Annotated in this window: 24 protein-coding genes and 1 pseudogene; 18 read left to right on the top strand and 7 right to left on the bottom strand. The window is 71.6% G+C overall.

Going from position 1 to position 18,111, the window contains the following annotated elements; translation table 11 throughout:
* The first annotated feature begins 23 nt into the window (after positions 1-23).
* From OG505_RS11940 to OG505_RS11930, 3 genes are all read left to right on the top strand, one after another.
* On the top strand, positions 24-482 hold the full coding sequence (locus OG505_RS11940; protein ID WP_405433191.1) for a VOC family protein: 459 nt from the start codon (positions 24-26) through the stop codon (positions 480-482).
* Positions 466-1,575, top strand: a complete 1,110-nt coding sequence (locus OG505_RS11935; protein WP_405433189.1) for a DUF3626 domain-containing protein — start codon at positions 466-468, stop codon at positions 1,573-1,575. Before OG505_RS11940 ends, OG505_RS11935 begins: the two co-directional genes overlap by 17 nt.
* 230 nt (positions 1,576-1,805) lie before the next feature.
* Positions 1,806-2,519 carry a hypothetical protein gene (locus OG505_RS11930; RefSeq protein WP_405433188.1) on the top strand — a complete coding sequence of 238 codons (714 nt, stop codon included), beginning with the start codon at positions 1,806-1,808 and terminating at the stop codon, positions 2,517-2,519.
* Positions 2,520-2,595: 76 nt separating this feature from the next.
* Here OG505_RS11930 and OG505_RS11925 read toward each other — a convergent pair whose 3' ends face one another.
* Entirely contained in the window at positions 2,596-4,035 is a 1,440-nt protein-coding gene (locus tag OG505_RS11925) for a hypothetical protein (protein ID WP_405433187.1), read from the bottom strand.
* A gap of 279 nt (positions 4,036-4,314) precedes the next feature.
* Here OG505_RS11925 and OG505_RS11920 point away from each other — a divergent pair, with 279 nt between their 5' ends.
* The 4 genes from OG505_RS11920 to OG505_RS11905 all read left to right on the top strand — a co-directional run bounded on the left by OG505_RS11920 (position 4,315) and on the right by OG505_RS11905 (position 7,310).
* Positions 4,315-4,626, top strand: coding sequence for a MazG-like family protein (locus OG505_RS11920; RefSeq protein ID WP_405433186.1), 312 nt, complete (start codon positions 4,315-4,317; stop codon positions 4,624-4,626).
* 584 nt (positions 4,627-5,210) lie between these two features.
* The gene (locus tag OG505_RS11915; RefSeq protein ID WP_405433184.1) at positions 5,211-5,771 is read left to right on the top strand and encodes a hypothetical protein; all 561 of its coding nucleotides are present in this window, start codon (positions 5,211-5,213) and stop codon (positions 5,769-5,771) included.
* A gap of 376 nt (positions 5,772-6,147) precedes the next feature.
* Positions 6,148-6,465 carry a PadR family transcriptional regulator gene (locus OG505_RS11910; RefSeq protein WP_405433183.1) on the top strand — a complete coding sequence of 106 codons (318 nt, stop codon included), beginning with the start codon at positions 6,148-6,150 and terminating at the stop codon, positions 6,463-6,465.
* On the top strand, positions 6,462-7,310 hold the full coding sequence (locus OG505_RS11905; protein ID WP_405433181.1) for a hypothetical protein: 849 nt from the start codon (positions 6,462-6,464) through the stop codon (positions 7,308-7,310). The genes OG505_RS11910 and OG505_RS11905 overlap by 4 nt, the downstream gene beginning before the upstream one ends.
* A 14-nt stretch (positions 7,311-7,324) precedes the next feature.
* On the opposite strand, the gene OG505_RS11900 is transcribed toward OG505_RS11905, so the two are convergent.
* Together OG505_RS11900 and OG505_RS11895 are read right to left on the bottom strand one after the other, a co-directional pair.
* Positions 7,325-7,456 carry a hypothetical protein gene (locus tag OG505_RS11900; RefSeq protein ID WP_405434902.1) on the bottom strand — a complete coding sequence of 44 codons (132 nt, stop codon included), beginning with the start codon at positions 7,454-7,456 and terminating at the stop codon, positions 7,325-7,327.
* Positions 7,441-7,695: pseudogene (locus tag OG505_RS11895) on the bottom strand (transposase); the annotation flags it as partial. The gene OG505_RS11900 and the pseudogene OG505_RS11895, both read right to left, overlap by 16 nt.
* A gap of 255 nt (positions 7,696-7,950) precedes the next feature.
* Here OG505_RS11895 and OG505_RS11890 point away from each other — a divergent pair.
* The 3 genes from OG505_RS11890 to OG505_RS11880 all read left to right on the top strand — a co-directional run bounded on the left by OG505_RS11890 (position 7,951) and on the right by OG505_RS11880 (position 10,944).
* Positions 7,951-8,946: a hypothetical protein gene (locus tag OG505_RS11890; protein WP_405433179.1), complete on the top strand. Its 996-nt coding sequence runs from the start codon at positions 7,951-7,953 to the stop codon at positions 8,944-8,946.
* Positions 8,947-9,149: 203 nt separating this feature from the next.
* Positions 9,150-10,121: a pirin family protein gene (locus OG505_RS11885; RefSeq protein WP_405433178.1), complete on the top strand. Its 972-nt coding sequence runs from the start codon at positions 9,150-9,152 to the stop codon at positions 10,119-10,121.
* A 154-nt stretch (positions 10,122-10,275) separates the two neighbouring features.
* Positions 10,276-10,944 carry a hypothetical protein gene (locus OG505_RS11880; protein ID WP_405433176.1) on the top strand — a complete coding sequence of 223 codons (669 nt, stop codon included), beginning with the start codon at positions 10,276-10,278 and terminating at the stop codon, positions 10,942-10,944.
* Positions 10,945-11,228: 284 nt separating this feature from the next.
* Here OG505_RS11880 and OG505_RS11875 read toward each other — a convergent pair whose 3' ends face one another.
* Together OG505_RS11875 and OG505_RS11870 are read right to left on the bottom strand one after the other, a co-directional pair.
* Positions 11,229-11,897 (bottom strand): DUF1345 domain-containing protein, encoded by a 669-nt coding sequence (locus tag OG505_RS11875; protein ID WP_405433174.1) that lies wholly within the window; start codon positions 11,895-11,897, stop codon positions 11,229-11,231.
* A gap of 42 nt (positions 11,898-11,939) precedes the next feature.
* Positions 11,940-12,212, bottom strand: a complete 273-nt coding sequence (locus OG505_RS11870) for a DUF2795 domain-containing protein (protein ID WP_405433173.1) — start codon at positions 12,210-12,212, stop codon at positions 11,940-11,942.
* Positions 12,213-12,394: 182 nt separating this feature from the next.
* Here OG505_RS11870 and OG505_RS11865 point away from each other — a divergent pair, with 182 nt between their 5' ends.
* From OG505_RS11865 to OG505_RS11840, 6 genes are all read left to right on the top strand, one after another.
* Positions 12,395-12,805 carry a DUF2267 domain-containing protein gene (locus tag OG505_RS11865; protein WP_405433171.1) on the top strand — a complete coding sequence of 137 codons (411 nt, stop codon included), beginning with the start codon at positions 12,395-12,397 and terminating at the stop codon, positions 12,803-12,805.
* A gap of 219 nt (positions 12,806-13,024) precedes the next feature.
* Entirely contained in the window at positions 13,025-14,050 is a 1,026-nt protein-coding gene (locus OG505_RS11860) for a TerC/Alx family metal homeostasis membrane protein (RefSeq protein ID WP_405433169.1), read from the top strand.
* A gap of 76 nt (positions 14,051-14,126) precedes the next feature.
* On the top strand, positions 14,127-14,726 hold the full coding sequence (locus tag OG505_RS11855; RefSeq protein ID WP_405433167.1) for a sulfite oxidase-like oxidoreductase: 600 nt from the start codon (positions 14,127-14,129) through the stop codon (positions 14,724-14,726).
* A gap of 7 nt (positions 14,727-14,733) precedes the next feature.
* Positions 14,734-15,498, top strand: a complete 765-nt coding sequence (locus OG505_RS11850) for a ferredoxin reductase (protein WP_405434474.1) — start codon at positions 14,734-14,736, stop codon at positions 15,496-15,498.
* Between the two features lie 67 nt (positions 15,499-15,565).
* Positions 15,566-15,859 (top strand): DUF6510 family protein, encoded by a 294-nt coding sequence (locus OG505_RS11845; RefSeq protein WP_405433165.1) that lies wholly within the window; start codon positions 15,566-15,568, stop codon positions 15,857-15,859.
* A gap of 41 nt (positions 15,860-15,900) precedes the next feature.
* The gene (locus OG505_RS11840; protein WP_405433163.1) at positions 15,901-16,305 is read left to right on the top strand and encodes a hypothetical protein; all 405 of its coding nucleotides are present in this window, start codon (positions 15,901-15,903) and stop codon (positions 16,303-16,305) included.
* Here the strand turns inward: OG505_RS11840 and OG505_RS11835 are convergent.
* Positions 16,292-16,585 carry a hypothetical protein gene (locus OG505_RS11835; RefSeq protein WP_405433162.1) on the bottom strand — a complete coding sequence of 98 codons (294 nt, stop codon included), beginning with the start codon at positions 16,583-16,585 and terminating at the stop codon, positions 16,292-16,294. The genes OG505_RS11840 and OG505_RS11835 overlap by 14 nt on opposite strands.
* Positions 16,586-16,807: 222 nt before the next feature.
* Here OG505_RS11835 and OG505_RS11830 point away from each other — a divergent pair, with 222 nt between their 5' ends.
* The gene (locus tag OG505_RS11830; protein WP_405433161.1) at positions 16,808-17,593 is read left to right on the top strand and encodes a Scr1 family TA system antitoxin-like transcriptional regulator; all 786 of its coding nucleotides are present in this window, start codon (positions 16,808-16,810) and stop codon (positions 17,591-17,593) included.
* On the top strand, positions 17,584-17,772 hold the full coding sequence (locus OG505_RS11825) for a DUF397 domain-containing protein (RefSeq protein ID WP_405433160.1): 189 nt from the start codon (positions 17,584-17,586) through the stop codon (positions 17,770-17,772). Before OG505_RS11830 ends, OG505_RS11825 begins: the two co-directional genes overlap by 10 nt.
* On the opposite strand, the gene OG505_RS11820 is transcribed toward OG505_RS11825, so the two are convergent.
* Positions 17,750-18,049, bottom strand: coding sequence for a hypothetical protein (locus tag OG505_RS11820; RefSeq protein ID WP_405433159.1), 300 nt, complete (start codon positions 18,047-18,049; stop codon positions 17,750-17,752). The genes OG505_RS11825 and OG505_RS11820 overlap by 23 nt on opposite strands.
* Between the last annotated feature and the right edge of the window lie 62 nt (positions 18,050-18,111).

Raw genomic sequence — 18,111 nt, 5'->3', positions numbered from 1 at the left:
AGGGCGTTGTTAGGATCCGGCGCATGGCCGCCGAGCAGCACCCCGTACCCGTCGTCCGTCAGCTTCGCCTCGTGGTGGAGGCGGCCGACCACGAGGCTGCGGTGGCGTTCTACCGGGACGCCCTCGGCCTGACCGAGGAGGCGGCGTTCACCGGTGACGGCGACGCCCGGGTGGTGATCCTGGACGCCGGTCGGGCCACCCTGGAGATCGCCAACCCGGCGCAGAAGCGCATGATCGACGAGGTCGAGGTGGGCCGGCAGGTCGCGCCGCGCATCCGGGTGGCCTTCGAGGTCGACGACACGCGGGCGACCACGGCCCGGCTGGTCGCCGCCGGGGCGAGCGAGATCGCGCCACCGACGCGTACGCCCTGGCAGTCGCTGAACTCTCGCCTGGACGCCCCGGCGGACCTGCAGATCACCGTCTTCGAGGAGTTGGGCGCACCGCAGGAGCGAGCCGGGACCCGGCATGACGGCGACGTCTGAGCGACGGTTCAGCGCCGCGCTCACCCCGGCGCAGGCGGCAGCCCTGGCGTACGTGCGGTCGTCGGTGTTGGTCGAGCGTCCGGCGGCGCTCGCCGCGATCGAGCAGCACCTCGCCGCCGCCGATGTCGGCCACCGGCCCCACAGGCTGCTCGCCGCGGCAGCCCACCGTGGTCGGCTCACCGTCAACTTCCACCCCGATCGTCTGTGCGCCGACGGGCGTGCCGTCGCGGCAGCGCTGGCCGAGGACGGGGTGTACCGCAGTCAGTTCGTCACCGGGATCTCCAACGGCGGGCTCACCGCGTACTCCGGGGGCGACCGCGATCGGTGGGAGCACCGGATGTTCGGCGGCGCGTACCAGCGGCCCGGGGTGGCCCCGGCGGAGCGACCCACGTACGGCGGGATCAACCTGCTCGACCATGCGGACGGTGCCTGCCCCCGCTTCGGCTCCTGTCACCTGCGGCTGCGTCCGGCGGTGCTGAGCCGGGCGACCTTCTGCCTCGGCGACAGCCACCTCGGTCCGGGCGTGGTGGGCACGGCCGACGCCTTCGAGGCGGTGCTCGCCGGGCTGCTGGCCGGCGTCGCCAGCACCGGCGAGTGCCTGGGACGGGCCGGGATGGATGTCGCCACCCTGGCCCGGACGCTGCTGGAGGCGCCGCGCACGCAGGCCACGCTCGGGCGCGCGCTCGACGACTACGTGGAGGCCCAGATCCACGGTCCGCTCGACCTCGCGCACGACGTCGAGGAACTGGTGGTGGATCCGTCCTTCGCCGGCACCCCGACCGGGGCGGCGCTGGAATCGATCGCCCGGCGGTACGGTTTTCCGCTGCGGTGGCACCCCGGCTTCGCGCTGGCCGTCGACCGGGTCGACGCCGAGTTCCGCGGCCCCGCGATCCCGGTGCTGGCGGCACGCCTGCACCGGGAGTTCGCCCGACCGGGCGTGCCGGTGGACGCCGAGCTGATCGGTCGGGGCGCGGTGTCGGTGGTCACCGAACCGCAGCGGTGGGCGGACCTGGGCCCGATCGCTGACACCCTGCAGCACCTCAAGCAGCTCTGGCATGTTCTCGTCCGGTTCGGCACGGCCCATCGCGGCTGACCCTGCCGGGGCACGCTGCGTCGTATCGTCCCGTTTCACCGCCCGAGCGCCTGCCGCCCGATTGTCGGAGTGACCGGGACCGCAGACGCCCGCGGCTTGGGCATTTCCGGAATGACCGACACGTCAACCCGGTTGTGTCCCCCGTACCGCCGGAGCCCAAACCCCTTTCCGCGGTCATCCCCCGAGGAGCGTTCACCCCGGAGCGCTCCGCACGATCGAAAGGAACCATCGTGAAGGTCGACTTCACTCGATGGCTCCCCGCCATCGCCAAGGACTCGTACCGCAAGACCGCGCTGAGCGTGGTGGGTGTGGCTGCCCTCGGCGGTCTGGCGCTCGCGCCGACCGCGACCGCCGCCCCGGTCACCACCGGGCCGCACCAGGGCGCTGTCGCCGCCATCGACCTCGCCACCGGCAAGGCCGCCACGTCGGCCCAGCAGAAGGACCAGGCGGTCGAGTCCGGGCTGACCACCGGCTCCGCCACCGGCAAGCCGCCGGCCGGCAAGCCGAGCCGCGACGAGTTGATCCCGCACGGCGTCGAGGGCGCCCAGTCGCGCATCCCGCTCGACGACGCGCAGCTCGCCAACGCCCGGGCGATCGTGGACGCGGCCAAGAAGAACGGCGTCGGCCACCGTGGCGCGGTGATCGGTGTCGCCACCTCGTTGCAGGAGTCGAAGCTCTACAACCTCGGCCACCTCGGCGCGTACAACGACCACGACTCGCAGGGCCTGTTCCAGCAGCGCCCGTCGTCCGGTTGGGGCACGCCCGAGCAGATCACCGACCCGGAGTACGCGGCCACGGCGTTCTTCAGCGCGCTGAAGAACGTGGGCGGCTGGCAGGACCTGCCGCTGACCGCCGCCGCGCAGACCGTGCAGGTCTCCGCCTTCCCGTACGCGTACGCGCAGTGGGAGGAGCAGGCGGCGGACGTCGTCCAGCAGCTCTGGTGACACGACACGCACACATACGCCGGCCGGCTTCCCTCTCGGGAGCCGGCCGGCGTCGTCGTGTCCGAAAGGCGCCGCCTCAGCAGGCCGCGTACAGGCGACGGGTGCCGACCCCGGCGGCGTACGCGGCCCGGTCACTGAACCGGCAGCCGTAGTCGGGTCGGGCCACCACCGCCGGATCGGTCACCGTGTCGCCGGCCGGGCGTTTGCCGGTGCGTACCCAGGACACCAGGTCGTCCCAGGCGGCGCCGGCCTCGGCCGGGCTGAACTCGCAGTGCTGCGCGGCCCGGATGGCCCGCTGCACCACCAGCCGGCCGCGACCGTGCCGCGCGACGTCGGTGGCGTACGCCTGCTCCATGCTGAACGGCACGAACATGTCGCCCAGATCGTGCAGGCTGACCACGGGCGCGCTCGGCCGCCCGGCGATCTTCGGCACCTCGGTCAGCGTCGGCAGGAGTCGCTGCACGACGTTCTCCGGAGCCACCCGCCGCACCGACGAGTTGACGTCGACCGGGCTGTTCGGGCTGTAGCGGGTCAACAGGTTGGTGGAGACCTGGCTCGGCCGCTGGGCGGGGGAGTCGCCGCCATCGGTCACCGCGATGGAGAAGAGGAAGTCCTTCCAGACCGCGAAGGCCGCCTCCGCGCCGGGCCGTGGCCCGCCCGAACGGTTCACGGTGATGGCCCGCAACTGCTTGCCGCGGTCCGTCGTGGTGTCCGGGCCGGTCGGCGTGAGCCCCGCCAGCCCGAGCGCCACCTGGATGCGGGGCACCGCGTTGCTCAGGTAGTCGGCCGGCGTCGGGTAGGCCGGCACCCCGGCGAGGGCCTGCGCGACCAGGTTGTAGTCCAGATAGAAGTCCAGCAGCGTCTGGTCACCGAGCACGCCGCACATGGGCAGCGCCCCGTCGTAGTAGCCCGGGTACTGCTCCAGCGAGCGCCCGATGACGTACCCGCCCATCGACACCCCCGCCAGGTAGGTGCGGTGCGGTCGGCGCACCGTCCGTCCGAAGTGGTCGGCGAGGTCCCGCGTGCTCAGCACACCGGAGCGAATGTCGAAGCCGTTGCGGTCGTACGACGACGACGCCCACGCGTACCCCTGGGCCAGCAGCCGCTGGCGCAGCTCGAACGCCGGCGGCTCCGGCGAGAGCACCGTGCCCTGGCCGCGGTAGCCGTGCGCCCACACCACCAGGTCGCCGTTCCACCGGGCGGGAACCTCGATGATGTACGCGGCGTGCCGGTGCACGCCCTGGCGTACCGTCGTCGGCTTGCCGGCCACCACCAGGGGCGCCAGCGGCGGATTCTGGAAGGTGTAGCCGGGCAGCGGCTGGTCGCCGGAGGGGTCGTGGCCGGCGGTGGAAGCGGCGGCGGTGGAAGCGGCGGCGGTGGAAGCACTGGCGGTGCTGGGTGCGGCGGCGGTGGGTGCGGCGGCGGTGGGTGCGGCGCCGAGCAGCCCGACGGCCAGGGTCAGTGTCGCAGTGGCGGCGATCAGGCGGCGGAGCCTGCGAACGGGTACGGACAGCATCGATGCTCCCCATCGGACGGATGTCGCCTGCGGGGGCGACCAGGCGGGACGGTTGCCTACCGGCCGGTAGCGCACTGAACCTAGGACTGCCGTCGACCGGAGTCAATGACTGAGCTGACCGACCAGTCAGACGGTCGGTCCGGCCTGCCCGGCCGCCCGTGCGGTGCGCCCCCGAGCGGGCGGGTCGGGTGGGTGACCGGTGGGGGCGGTCGGGTGGGTGACCGGTGCGGCGGTCGGGTGTCTGGCCGGTGGGGCGGGCGGTCGGGTTGACTGGTCGCCGTGGACGACTCGATCTGGGCGGCGACCCGGGCTGCGCGGAGCTGGCTGGACGCGGCAAACGGCACCGGGCAGACGGAACTGACCTGCCGCATCCTGAAGGTGACCGAGGAGGCCGGGGAGGCGTCAGCCGCCTGGATCGGTCTGCTCGGGCAGAATCCGCGCAAGGGTGTCACCCACACCCGCGAGGACGTGGCAGCCGAGTTGGCCGACGTGGTGTTCACCGCCCTCGTGGCCATCGAGAGCCTCGGGCTCGACGCGCAGACCGTTCTGGGGGCCTGTGCGGAAAAGGTCCGCTCTCGCCTGGAAGGTTGACGTCAACCCGCCCTCCACGATCGACACGGTGTCGGCGAGGTGGGGGTGTCCCCGCTGGCCGGATGCCGCGATATCGCCGATCTGGAGTCGATCAGCCTGGGTGTCCCGGTGCGGGCCGGGCGTGGTCGGTGTCTGGCTGGGCGGGATGTCCGTTTCTGGATGGCTGTGGGGTGTGACCGGTTGCATCAGCGCCGCGGAATGGTGGCGGGCCGGGGGTCGTTACATACCCTGACGATCGCAGGACCACGGCCACCCCGTCCGGCTCGACCGGGATGGGAATGGCCGGTCGGGCCGGGTCGTTGTAGACCCCCGAACGAGCGTGGGCTCGCCCCCTGGGTCCGCTAGTAGCTGGCCCCGGTGGGGGCCCGGGAATGACCCCGGCCCGCCGGTCGTTACACACGGTCCCCGCGCCACGAGCCCCCCGGCTCGCAGGCCGCCTCCGGTGCCACGAGCGATCAGCCCGTAGGCCGCCGCCCCCAGACTTTCCCCCCCTTTTGTGCAGCGCCGGACGAGGTGCTCACACCCGCGTCACCGTCCCCCCGGTGGTGGTGTGTGGTGTTCCTACCCCCGAAGGAGCTATCCCCATGAACACGATCTTCCGTAAGAGCATGCTGTCTGTTGCTGGTATCGCGTTCGCCGGTGGTGTCTTCGCCGGTCCGATCGCCGCGCACGCCAACCCGGTTGATGCCAAGCCGGTCGCGGCAGCCGTGCACACCGCGGCGTCGAAGCCGCAGGGTGCCCAGTCGCACATCACCCTCAACGACGAGCAGACCGCCAACGTCAAGGCGATCATCGCCGCCACGAAGAAGGCTGGCCTGCCTGAGCGGGCGGCGGTCATCTCGATCGCGACGAGCTTGCAGGAGTCGAAGCTGGAGAACCTGGGTCACCTCGGTGACGCCAACGACCATGACTCGCAGGGTCTGTTCCAGCAGCGCCCGTCCAGTGGTTGGGGCACCATCGAGCAGATCACTGACCCGGAGTACTCGACGACCGCGTTCCTCAAGGGCCTCAAGCAGGTTGACGGCTGGCGGGACATGCCGCTGACCAAGGCCGCGCAGACCGTGCAGGTCTCGGCGTACCCGGACGCCTACGCCCAGTGGGAGCAGCAGGCCACCGACCTGGTTGGCCAGTACTGGAACAGCTGACCCACCGCACCACCCCGACCGATGGCCGGCACCCGAGAGAGAACGGGTGCCGGCCATCGGCGTACCCAACCCCCGCCTACTGACCTGGCCACCACCCCTAGCTGCAGGCCCGGCCATCGCCCAGCGCGCCGAGTGACGGCCGACCCCTCACATCCACGGACGCAGCTCGGCTGAACGGCATTGGCCCGCGTGACGGTGAATCTTGGACAGTTTCCGTTAGGGCCTGTGTCGAAGTCGGCGGTGGTCGCGACTGTTGTCGGGTCTGCGCAGGCTCGGTAGGCCGCACCTTCACGGAGCGAAAGCGGGGCGGTTGAGCCACCAACTGGACTCTTCACGAGCTATGCAGAATTCTTTATAGGGTCTACGCTGGCGCACCATGGCGAACCTCCGAATGACAGTGCCGCGCCTGCTGGTGTTAGAGGCGTTCCTTGATGAGCCCGAGTGCGAGCGATACGGCCTCGAGCTGGCGCACGTAGCCGGGCTTGAGCCGGGCACGATCTATCCGATCCTCGTGGCGTTCGAGGGCGTCGGCTGGCTCACGAGCCGAGCGGAGGAGATAGATGTCCACGTCGAGGGCCGCCCTCGGCGGCGGTACTACCGCCTCACTGCGGATGGCGTGGCCGCCGGTCGTGCCGCCATCGCCGCTCGAAAGCAGCGCGCGCAGCGGGCGGGCGCCCGGAGGCTGGCGTGGTGAGCCCAGATCGAGAAGGTGAGCCGGCGCGGCGCCTCACGCTGCCTCCTACCGAGCGGGCCACGGTCGCGGTGCTGTGCCGTCTACTGCCGGCGAGCTTCCGAAGCCGGCAGCGCGACGAGTGGACGGCTGACCTACTGAGCTTCACAAGCGGTGCGAGCGCCCGCTGGCGGTATCTGGCCAGCGCAGCATGGACGCTGCCCGCACTGCGCCACGCTGCACGTCGCGGTGGCTTTGCCGACCTGTCCACCGTCACTCCAAACCCTGGCGCACTCGCCTCGATGGCCCACGTCTTCCTCCTCGGGCTAGGTTGGCCAGTGCTTTCCTGGCTGATCATGGTGCCCGTTACCTACATAGCAGCGGACGTTCCCAGTCGCATCGCCCGGACCGGGGCGCTGGTCGACCCGAAGACGCTGTGGCCGACGGACGGACCGTTCGTCATTCTGTTTCCCCTGGAGGCCCTGCTGCGCCTGGGCGCCTGGGCAGTAATCCTCGGCGGTCCCTTCCTGCTGGGCGCCTTCGGCGCATCAGGGCTGGTACTTGCCGTCATGCGGCGTCGCCGCAGCGGTAGGCACCGGCTCGTCATCGCCGCAGTCGGGCTCGTCTGCCTCGCCCTGACAATCGTGACCGGCCTCGCCTGGTCCTACGGCGCCTTCCACCCCCACCTCGACAGCGGGCGCACGGCAGCCGTACTGGGCATTGCGGCCGGGATCCTCGCCCTCGCCGGACGACGCCTCAGCGCGCGGGTCCGAAGCACGCTCGCGGTACTCAGCGTTCTCTCGGTCACCGTGCCTTTCGTTCATCTCACGACAACCGGTGCCGCAATGCTGAACTGGTACCTCGACTAAGGTCTATGTCGAGGTCACAGCCACTCGTTGATCGCGGCGAGGTGGATGGTGACCGTCGGCTTGCTCGGGATCGTCGCGGCGATGCCGCGCCGGCGCAGGTAGGCCCGGTTCGCCTTCGACGTGTACGCCTGAGCACCTTCTTCCAAGTGCCATCACGCTGCCACCTGCGGAACAGGGCATACACCGCCGACCAGGACCCGTACTGCGGTGGCACGTCCCGCCACGGCGCACCCACGCGGATCCGCCACCGGATTCCGTCGATCAACTGCCGCCTACTCCATGACGACGGTCGACCTGGCCGCTTCGGTGCTGGCAGCAACGGCTCCAGCACCGCCCACTGCACGTCAGTCAGGTCGAACCGCCGCGTCACCGCTAAGGTGTCCACGAGGTCTCCGGTTTCAGGTTCCGCTTGATCGCTGAACCATCTACCGGAGACCTCACCCATTTTCGATCTCCGACACGCGAAGATCCTCAAGCCAGCTCAAGCCCCGGCACCGACTTCGACACAGGCTCTAGGTGCGAACGGAAACTGTCCAAGATTCACCGACGCGACGTAGCGGAGCGGCGTGGTCGGCGCGGAGTGATCCGATCGGCCGGCGGGTACGTACCTCCCGGCGGGGACCGGCGGAAGGGCAGAGGCATGGCCGCAGTGGGTGACGGCACCGAGCACCAGGCAGAACACGAACCGGGGCAGCGACCAACCCACCCGGCCGTGGCGCGTTCGGCCGCAGATCAGTCGGAGCGCGAGGGCGGCTCGGCCGGGCCCGGCTCCGACGCGGGGCGCCGGTCGGAGGCGGAGCCGCGACCACTGGGTGCCGAAGCGGCACCGGGCCGCTGGTCGGTCGGTGCTCGGCTGCTGTTGGCCGCCGCCGTGGTGGTGCTGGTTCTCGGTGCCTCGGCCGTGGTGGTCATCATCGCCGACCCCTACCGCCTCGGCCAGGCGTACTCCGGCGCACCCGACGGCGTTCAGTCGGACGGCACCCGGCCTGACGGTACCCGGCCGGGTGCGGATGCGGCCGCCGACCAGACGATGACGACGCCGCTGGCGGGGCGGCAGAAGGCCACCTTCGTGCTGGCGGACGGGTTGTCCTCGTTCGACCTTCGGGTGGCCGACCTGGGCGACGACCTCTACCGGATCAGCAGCCCGGCCGGCTCGGGCGTGGCCGTCCGTCCCGTGGTGCAGGGTGAGACCGTCCGGCTCGGGGTGGTGGCCACCGGTACGTCCGAGGGGCGGGCCGCGCGGGTGCTGCTCAGCGAGCGGGTCGCCTGGCGTCTGCGCCTGGAGGGCGGGGTGGGCGAACAGGTGCTTGACCTGGCGCAGGCACGACTTCTGGGCGTGGACCTCGTCGGCGGCTCCGCCCGCACCGATCTCATCCTGCCGCCGGTGAACGGCGGCACGACGACCGTGCGGCTGACCGGTGGCGTCAACCGGTTCGACATCCGGGTGCCGGGTACCCCACCGGTACGGGTGCGGGTGGGAGCGGGGGCCGGTTCGGTCGCGGTCCGCGAGGAGCGCTGGGCCGGGGTCGCCGCTGGCGCGCTGCTGAGTACGCCGGGATGGGACCGCTCAACCAACCGCCTCTTCCTTGATCTGGTGGCAGGCGCCGGCACCGTGACGGTGACCGACTCTCGGTGACCGGCCCGCGACTCGGACGCCGACCAGGTTCGTCGGTCGCCGGGCCGACGACGTCGGGTGTTGGCCGGGCCGCCGGGGGAAGCGGGCCGGGCGTCGGGCGGTCGGGTGGGACGCCGACCAGTCCACCGTGACGTGCTGGGTCGGAGGTCACCCCTGATGGGAAGCGCCGCAGCCCGGGGAGGGCGCAAGCGTACAGTCGGGCGGTGGAGCGTACCGAATCGATGCTGGCAGAGACCCGACCGCCCGGTGTGGCCGACGTCGATCCCGGCAGCGTGCTGCTGCCGGGCCACGACGTGCCGCTGGGGCGGTACACGACCGTCCGGCGGTTGTTGCCGCAGCGGCCTCGGCGGATGGTCGGCGCGTGGTGCTTCGTGGACCATTTCGGCCCGGACGACGTGGCGCAGCGGCCCGGCATGGAGGTGCCACCGCACCCGCACACGGGCCTGCAGACGGTGACCTGGCTGCTGGACGGCGAGATCATTCACCGCGACAGCCTCGGCAACGTCCAGGCGATCCGGCCCGGCCAGTTGAACGTGATGACCTCCGGACACGGCATCGCCCACTCGGAGCGGTCGCCGGCCACGCACCCGCCGGTCATGCACGGCGTGCAGCTCTGGGTGGCGCTGCCGGACCCGGCGCGGGCCGGCGCCGCGGACTTCGCCCACCACGCCGACCTGCCACGGTGGCGGGACGGCGACCTGGACGCGACCCTGCTGGTCGGCGAGTTCGCCGGCCAGCGGTCCCCGGCGGTGGTGCACACCCCGCTGATGGGCGTGCAGCTTGAGCTGGGCGGGGCGGCGCCGACCACGCTGTCGTTGCGGCCCGATTTCGAGTACGCCCTGCTGGCGATGTCTGGCTCCGCCGAGGCCGCCGGGGTGGGGTTCGAGCCCGGCGCGTTGCTTTACCTGGGTTCGGGTCGACGCGAGGTGACCGTGCGCGGCGGGGCGGGGGCCCGGCTGTTGCTGCTCGGGGGTACGCCGTTCGAGGAGCCGCTGGTCATGTGGTGGAACTTCGTGGGCCGCTCGCACGAGGAGGTCGCCGCCGCTCGGGAGGACTGGATGGCCGGCCGGCGTTTCGGAGTGGTGGCCGATGACGCGGCGTCGCCGCTGCCGGCGCCCGCCCTGCCCACCACCCGGCTCAAGGCCCGCGACCGCACCGGCGGCCTGCACGGCTGACCGGGCCGAGGCACCGGACCGGCACGCGCCGGGCTAGGACGCGGGCCGGGTCAGGACGCGGGCCGGGTCTGGGCGCGGGCCGGGTCAGGACGCGGGCCGGGTCTGGGCGGGCTGGGGCGGCGGTTGGCCGACGGTGGCGTGGGTAGTCGCCGGCATGGCGACCACTCTGATCACGCCCGTGGAGGACCGCAAACGCCTGGCCCGCCGGCTGGCCGGCATTGGACGAGGCTTCGCCGAGCAGTACGGCTTCCGCGTGACCAACAATCCGGCGAGCCTGTTCCAGGTGCTCTACCTCGCGGTACTGCTCGCCCGCCGGGGTGACTTCCGCCGGGCGGTGGACGGCGCGCGGGCGCTGCGCGACGAGGGGTGGGACAGCGCCGCCCGGCTGGCTCGGTCGCTGCACCAGGACCGGGTGCGGGTGCTGCGCGACAGTGGTCAGCGCGGTGACGTCGACGCGTTGGCCGACGTGCTGGGTGATCTGGCCCGGACGGTCGTCGAGCGGTACCGGGGCGACCTGCGCCGGTTGCGCGCGGTCGCTCACCACGAGTCGGCTGCCGAGCGTGCGCTCCTTGCTGACCTGCCCGGGGTGGACGACCAGGTCATCGATCTGTTTCTGCGCGAGGCGCAGGCGCTGTGGCGGGAGGTGGCCCCGGTCGCGGACCGGCGGGCGCTGGCGGCGGCCCGCCGGCTCGGGCTGGGCCGCTCGGCGGATGACCTGGCCGGCTTGGCGAGCGGCGAGTCCGAGCGGCTGGCCTGGCTGGTGGGGGCCCTGGCCCGGGTCGACCTGGAGCACCGGTACGCGGAGCTGACCGGCCGACCCTGACGTGCCCTGGCCCACACTTAGCCAAAAACTGACCGTACGGAGGATGGTCTGTCGTATGGTTGTACCCGGCAGTGCTGACCGCTCGGTTCGAGCGGTCAATCCACCGCCTGGTGACCGCGACCGGTTCGGACGCGGTTCACCGCCTGGACAGGTTGCGTGGCGCCCCGGTTGCGGTTCGTGGCCAAGGGGCGCCCGCCTGTCCCGGCGAGGCGCCGCCGTGACGCACGAGCCGCCGCCCGTTCCGCACAACCGCCGCCGCCCGTGACGCAGCCGGGCGCGAGCGCTCAGTGGGCCAGACCCGCCAGCAGATTTACCGTGACGGCGATGATGAACGCGCCGAACAGGTACGACACCAGCGCGTGCCACAGCACCGTACGACGCATCTCATTGCTGGTCAGGTTGGTGTCGGAGACCTGGAACGTCGTCCCGATGGTGAACGCCACGTAGGCGAAGTCCGAGTACCGGGGCGGTTCGCTCTGGTTGAAGTTCACCCCGCCGTCGGGGCCGGTGTAGTAGATCCGGGCGTAGCGGGCGGTGAACACGGTGTGCACCACCAGCCAGGACAGCAGCACGCTGAAGACGCCGAGGCCGCCGTGCAGGTCGCGGCGCGGGCCGGGTGGCGCCGCGTGGGCGCTGGCCACGACGAGGCCGACGGCCAGCAGGCTGGCGAGGCAGGCGGTCAGCAGCACGACGTCCCGGGCGGCCCGGTTGGGGTCCTCGTGCACGGCGAGGCGGGCGGTGCGGGTCGCGTCCATCGGCCAGAGTTTGCGCCACACCAGCACCAGCCAGCTCAGCGCGGCGGCGTCCCAGCCGGCCAGCGGGGCGAGCGACGGTGACAGTGTCAGAGCGAAGACGCAGCCGGCGATGACGCCGACCACCGCCACGACGACGAGTTGACCCGCCGCCGGGGTGTGCCCGTCCGGGGGGCGGGACAGCGGACCGGTGCCGGTCATTTGCGACGCCGGCCCGTTGCGGCGGACACCACCACCGCCGGGTCAGATGCCGCGCAGATGCTGCGACACCCGGTTGTGCTTCTTGTCCCGGGCCTGCGCGGCGCGTTGCGAGGGGCCCACCTCGGGGGCGGCCTCGATGCCGGCGGACCGGGCCACCTCGTTGCCGTTGGCGTAGTCCACGGGCGGCAGGGCGCGCAGGGCCTTGAGCACGTCCGGCGGGGCACCCTCGCGTTCGGCCTCGCGGACCACGTCGTCCTTCTCGGCCGGGTAGTCCAGGCTCGACAGGTACTGCAGGACGTCCGCGTAGCTCGCCATGTCTGGGGCTCCCTCGGGGCAACGATGTGGTCACGACCGGCGGCGGTTACCCGTCCGCCGCCTGGTCACGCGCGGGTGGGCAGAGGAAATCGTCCGGGTCGCCGCGGGAAATCCGGTGCCGTTTCCACCACGGCGCCGCGGGTACCCGCAGGCCGCCGCCGACAAGCCCGAGGGAGTACGCGATGAACTACGACACCTTCGTCGATCAGGTTTCCCAGCGCACCCGGACGTCGTCTGAGGAGGCGGTCGAGCTGACCCGGGCCGTGCTGGAGACGTTCGCCGAGCGGCTGACCGGCGGCGAGGTGCTGGACCTGGCCGCGCAGCTTCCGCAGCCGCTGCAACTGGTGCTCAAGCCGAGCCCGAGCACCGAGCAGGCGGACCGGTTCGGAGCGGCCGAGTTCGTGGCGCGCGTGGCGCTGCGCGCCCACGTGGAGGAGCCGGCCGCGCGGGACGCCGTCCGGGCGGTGTTCACCACCCTGCGCGAGGCGATCACCGGCGGGGAGTTCGACGACGTGGCGACCCAGTTGCCGCGCGACTACCGGGGCCTCGTGGAGCAGGCGATGGCGCCGGGCGCCACGCTGCGCCGCGCCTGACGAGGGGCGAGAAACCGAGAGGCACAGCGGTTGGCCAGGGCAACCACCGACGTCCGGCGTGGCGTGTCGATCGGCCCTGGCCTAACCTTGTCGTGCGAGGGGAGTACTTCCCACGAACCATCCCGGTCAGTACGGCACGCCCGGCGTGCCTCGGGTGGTTGCCCATCTGGTGATGGGTGAAGGAGACCTCGAACATGACACGGTGTTCGAGGAGACCCCATGACCAAATTGTCATACCTGGCCGCAGCGAGTGACCTGTCGTCGGTGGGTACGCCCACCCTCTGGGCGGTGACCATCGCCGGCGTGGTGCTCCTGCTGGTGCTGGACTTCCTGGTGACGCGCAAGCCGCACGAGGTGTCCATGCGGGAGGCGATCGGCTGGTCGGCGTTCTACGTCGCGCTGCCGCTCGCGTTCGGCGGCTGGGTCTGGTCCCGCTACGGCTCCGAGCAGGGCGTGCAGTACCTGACGGGTTACCTCGTCGAGAAGTCCCTCTCGGTCGACAACCTCTTCGTCTTCATGCTGCTGCTGGCCGCGTTCGCGGTGCCGGCCGTGCTCGCCCAGCGGGTGCTGCTTTACGGCATCGCCGGCGCCCTCGTGCTGCGGGCGGTCTTCATCGCCCTCGGCGCGGCGGCCTTGCAGACCCTCGACTTCGCGTTCCTGCTGTTCGCGATCATCCTCATCGCCACCGCGGTGAAGCTGCTGCGCGACGCCCTCTCCGGGCATCAGCAGGAAGTCGACATCAACAAGATGCGTTCGGTGAAGCTGCTGAGCAAGATCATGCCGGTGGTCGACGAGTACCACGGCGCCCGGATGACCGTGCGGCAGGGCGCGAAGCGGGCACTCACGCCGTTCGCCCTGGTGGTGGTCGCGGTGCTGGCCACCGACATCGTCTTCGCGGTCGACTCGGTGCCGGCGGTCTATGGCATCACCGAGGACCCGTACCTGGTCTTCGCCACCAACGCGTTCGCCCTGCTCGGCCTGCGGGCGCTCTACTTCGTCCTGCACGCGGCGCTGAGCCGGCTGGTGCACCTCAGCTACGGCCTGGCGATCATCCTGGCGTTCATCGGCCTCAAGCTGGGTCTGCACTGGGCGCACGGCATCTGGGACAGCGTGCCGCAGATCCCCACCCTGGCCTCGCTCGGCGTGATCATCGGTGTGCTGGTGGTGGTCACCCTGACCAGCCTGCGCGCCACCCGGGGCGACGGCGTGTCCGACGAGCGCAAGGTCGTCACGGAGCGGCACTGACCGCGCCCCGCCGGGGCGACAAGGAAGTACGCGGGAAAGCTTCCGCCCCGGCCAGCATGGGTGGTACGACTGTGCGATGGGAATCGTGTCACCGGGTTTTCAGGGTCGGCCCCGAACACAGGAGCCGGCCCTGCCACCCGGTCAGTACCTGACCGAGGACTTCCCGGTGCTCTCGGCCGGCCCCACGCCCCGGGTGTCACTGGACACCTGGGAGTTCGTCATCTCCGCCGAGAACGGCAGCGAACACCGGTGGTCGTGGCAGGAGCTGATGGCCCTGCCGCAGGAGACGCCAATGGTGGACATCCACTGCGTCACCCGCTGGTCCAAGCTCGGCACCACCTGGCAGGGAGTCGCACTGGACACCCTGCTCGCCGACGTCGACACGGGAGCGCACTTCGCGCTCGCGCACTCCTACGGCGGGTACACCACCAACCTGCCGCTGGACGACCTGCGCGGCGGCCGGGCCTGGGTGGTGCACACCTTCGACGGTGCGCCGCTGCCCGCCGAGCACGGCGGGCCGGCCCGGCTACTGGTCCCGCACCTGTACTTCTGGAAATCCGCCAAGTGGGTGCGCGGCCTCCGGCTCAAGACGATGGACGAGCCGGGGTTCTGGGAGACCGCCGGCTACCACGACTACGGCGACCCGTGGCGCGAACAGCGGTACCAGGGTGACTGAGCGGGCGGTGGCGACGGGCACCCCGGCCCGGGCGCCGATCAAGTGGCGGGTGGCGCGGCTGGTGGAGCGCCGGGTCGAGACGGCGACGGCGCAGACGCTGGTCCTGGAGGTGCCGGACTGGCCGGGGCACCTTCCCGGGCAGCACGTCGACGTGCGGTTGACCGCGCCGGACGGCTACCAGACCGCCCGGTCGTACTCGATCGCCGGGCCGGTCGTGGACGGCCCCGGCGGCCCGCGCATCGAGGTGACCGTCCAGCGGGTGCCCGACGGCGAGGTGTCGCCGTACCTCATCGATGTCTTCGGCGCCGGTGACCCGGTGGAGGTCCGCGGTCCGCTCGGTGGCTGGTTCATCTGGCGGCCTGAGCAGACCGAGCCGGTGCAGCTGGTCGCGGGCGGCTCCGGGATCGTGCCGCTGATGGCGATGATCCGGGCGCGGCGGGCGATCGGCAGCAAGGTGCCGTTCCGGCTGATCTACTCGGTGCGCACCGCAGAGGACGTGATCTACGCCGACGAGCTGCGCCGCCGGGGCCGCGACGACTTCGGCCTCGATGTGGCGTACGTGTACACCCGCGAGGCGCCCGACGGCTGGCGCGGCGAGCCGCACCGGATCGGCCTGGCCGACGTGAACACCCACGGCTGGCCGCCGGATCTGCAACCGCTCACCTACGTGTGCGGTCCGACCGGGTTCGTGGAGGCCGTGGCCGACCTGCTGGTGGGGCTGGGCCACCCGTCGCGGGGGATCAAGACCGAACGCTTCGGCCCCACCGGCTGAGAGCCCGTCCGCCGACTGTCCCGCCCGCTGACCGTCCCGCCCGCCGACGCAACGTCGAGGAGACCCGATGACCGAGATGTCGTACCTGGACGGCAACATGCTCGACGGCCCGATGCGCGAGCTGTTCACCGTCGACCTGAGCACCGCGATGGGCCGCTGCGAGAACTGCGGAACGACCGGCTCGATGGCCAGCCTGCACGTCTACTCGCACGCTCCGGGCCTGGTCGCGCGCTGCCCGTCCTGCGAGTCGGTGATGGTGCGCCTGGTCCGCGCTCCGGACCGGGCCTGGCTGGACATGCGCGGCGTCACCTACCTCCAGGTGCCGATGCCGATGGAACAGCCGCTTCCCGAGCCGCTCTGACCGGTCGCCCGGCGCTCGCGCCGCTGCGGCAGACTGGCCGGATGAGCACCGGTCGGTGGCGCGGCGTTCCACTGCGGGCCCGGCTGGTCGTGTCGGCGGCCGTCCTGGTCTTCGCCTACGGCACCGTCGTGCACGTGCTTCAGGTGTTCGTCCCCGGGCTCCGGCCGCTGCTCGCCCTGCCCGGATGGCTCGCGGTCTACTTCGTGTCCCTGACCCTGTGGGATCCGTTGGCGGCGCTGCTGCTGGCGGCTCGCCGTCCGGCGGGGCTCGCGCTGGGCTGCGCGGTGCTGGTGACGGACGCCGCCGCGAACGGGTACGCCAACTACGTGCTCGACCCCGCCGATGGCGTCACCCCGGGCCGGATCGGGCAGGCCGTCATCACCGCCCTCGCCGTCACCCTCGTGGCGCTCACCCCGTGGCTGACCCGGTGGTTCAGTCCGCGATGAGCGGCCGGCGGCGGTACGGGGTCCAGCCGACGAACCGCGCGAACATAGCCTGCGGCGCGGGCGCCTCGTCGGGGTTGAGCCGGTACAGGTCCCGGATCGCCTCGTGCAGTTGCCCGCACAGGTAGATCGACAGGCCGATCAGGTCGTGCTCGTGTTCGGCCTTGAGCACGAGCCGGGCGGTGGGGCAGGGCCACGGGCCGCCGCAGGCACGGCAGCACCACATCGGGCGCAGCGGGGTGTGCGGCGGTGTGCCGGTCGGTCCGGGTGGTGAGGTCACCATGATGCGCTCCTTCGCAGCTGGGGGGAGGGGCCGCCGCGGTACGGGGGATCGCGGCGGCCCCTCGTTCGGTTCCGCCCGTCGTTCCTGCCGGGCCGGGCGGTTCCGCTACGTGACAGTCTGCTGACCCTGCCGCTACTGTCGGAAGGCGCGCGAGTCCTACCAGCGCCGATGTACGTGTCCGACGCCCCCGGTGTGCAGAGGTGTGCAGTGGATCGTTTGCCCATGCTGGAGCTGTTCGCCGGCGAGCTGCGTCGGCTGCGGACGGTCGCCGGTCTGTCCCAGGAGGCGCTGAGCGAGCGGATCAACTACTCGGCGTCGCTCGTCGCGGCCGTCGAGCAGTGCCGGCGTCCGCCCCGGCTGGAGTTCACCGAGCGCAGCGACCGCGTGCTGGACGCCGACGGCCTGTTGCTGCGCATCCGCGAGACGATGATCCGCGAGTCGGTCATGCCGTGGTTCCGCGAGTGGGTGACGATCGAACAGGAGGCGACGGCGCTGCGCTCGTTCCAGCCGCTGGTGCTGCCCGGCCTGCTGCAGACCGAGGGCTATGCTCGGGCGCTGCACGAGGGTGCCAGTCAGTTGCTTGGTGATGAGATGGAGCAGCAGGTCGTTGCCCGAATGCAGCGTCAGGGAATCCTCACCCGCGAGAAGCCTCCCCTCTTCGTCGCCGTACTCGACGACACCGTTCTCGAACGACCCGTGGGCGGACCGGCGGTGATGCGCGAGCAGCTACAGCATCTGCTGGAGATCGGTCGGCGGCCACGGGTTCATCTGCATCTCGTGCCGCGCAGCGTGGGCGCCTATCCCGGCCTGAACGGGGCCTTCGTGATCGCCACCCCGGCCGACGGGGACGGCGTGGCCTACCTGGACAATCCTCTAAAGGGGACGGTAATCGAGCGCCCCGCCGACGTACTATCGCTGCGACAGTCGTGGGAATCGGTACGGGCCGAGGCGATGCCGCACGGGCAGACCCTCAGCGTGATCTCGGAGGCGGCAGCGGCATGGACCTGACCGGAGCGATCTGGCGCAAGAGCACGCGCAGCAGCGGCAACTCCGGTGACTGTGTCGAGGTCGCGGGCAACCTGCCGGGCGTGGTGGGTGTACGCGACAGCAAGGACCCGACCGGGCCGGTGTTGCTCGTCGCTCCGGCGGCCTGGCGCGCCTTCGTCACGTTCGCCACGCGCCACTGACCGGGTCGGCGAGCGCCGACCGGATCATCCTCTCGACCAGCCGTGGCGTGACCGGGTCCAGGGCGAACACCTCGGCCACCCGCTCCGGATCCGTGGTGATGATCGGTCCGTAGTTGAGCCACGGGTCGTCGAAGGTCACCCGCTCCTCCAGCCGGACATTCTGGCCGCCGTTGATGCCCCACACCCTGACCACGACGTGGCCCGGATCGGCCCGGCTGACCGTCCATCGATAGTCGACGTCGTCGACGCGGATCTTCCGCTTACGGGTCCTGGCCACGGTGCGAGGTTAGGCGGCCAGGCGGGCACGGCGGTAGGGGAATTCACGTCGACGGGGGCTTC

This window comes from Micromonospora sp. NBC_00617 (assembly GCF_045161355.1).
In the GTDB taxonomy this organism is placed as follows: Bacteria; Actinomycetota; Actinomycetes; order Mycobacteriales; family Micromonosporaceae; genus Micromonospora.
Note: the sequence above shows the minus strand (reverse complement) of the source record. Positions and strands in the feature narration are given on the sequence as shown.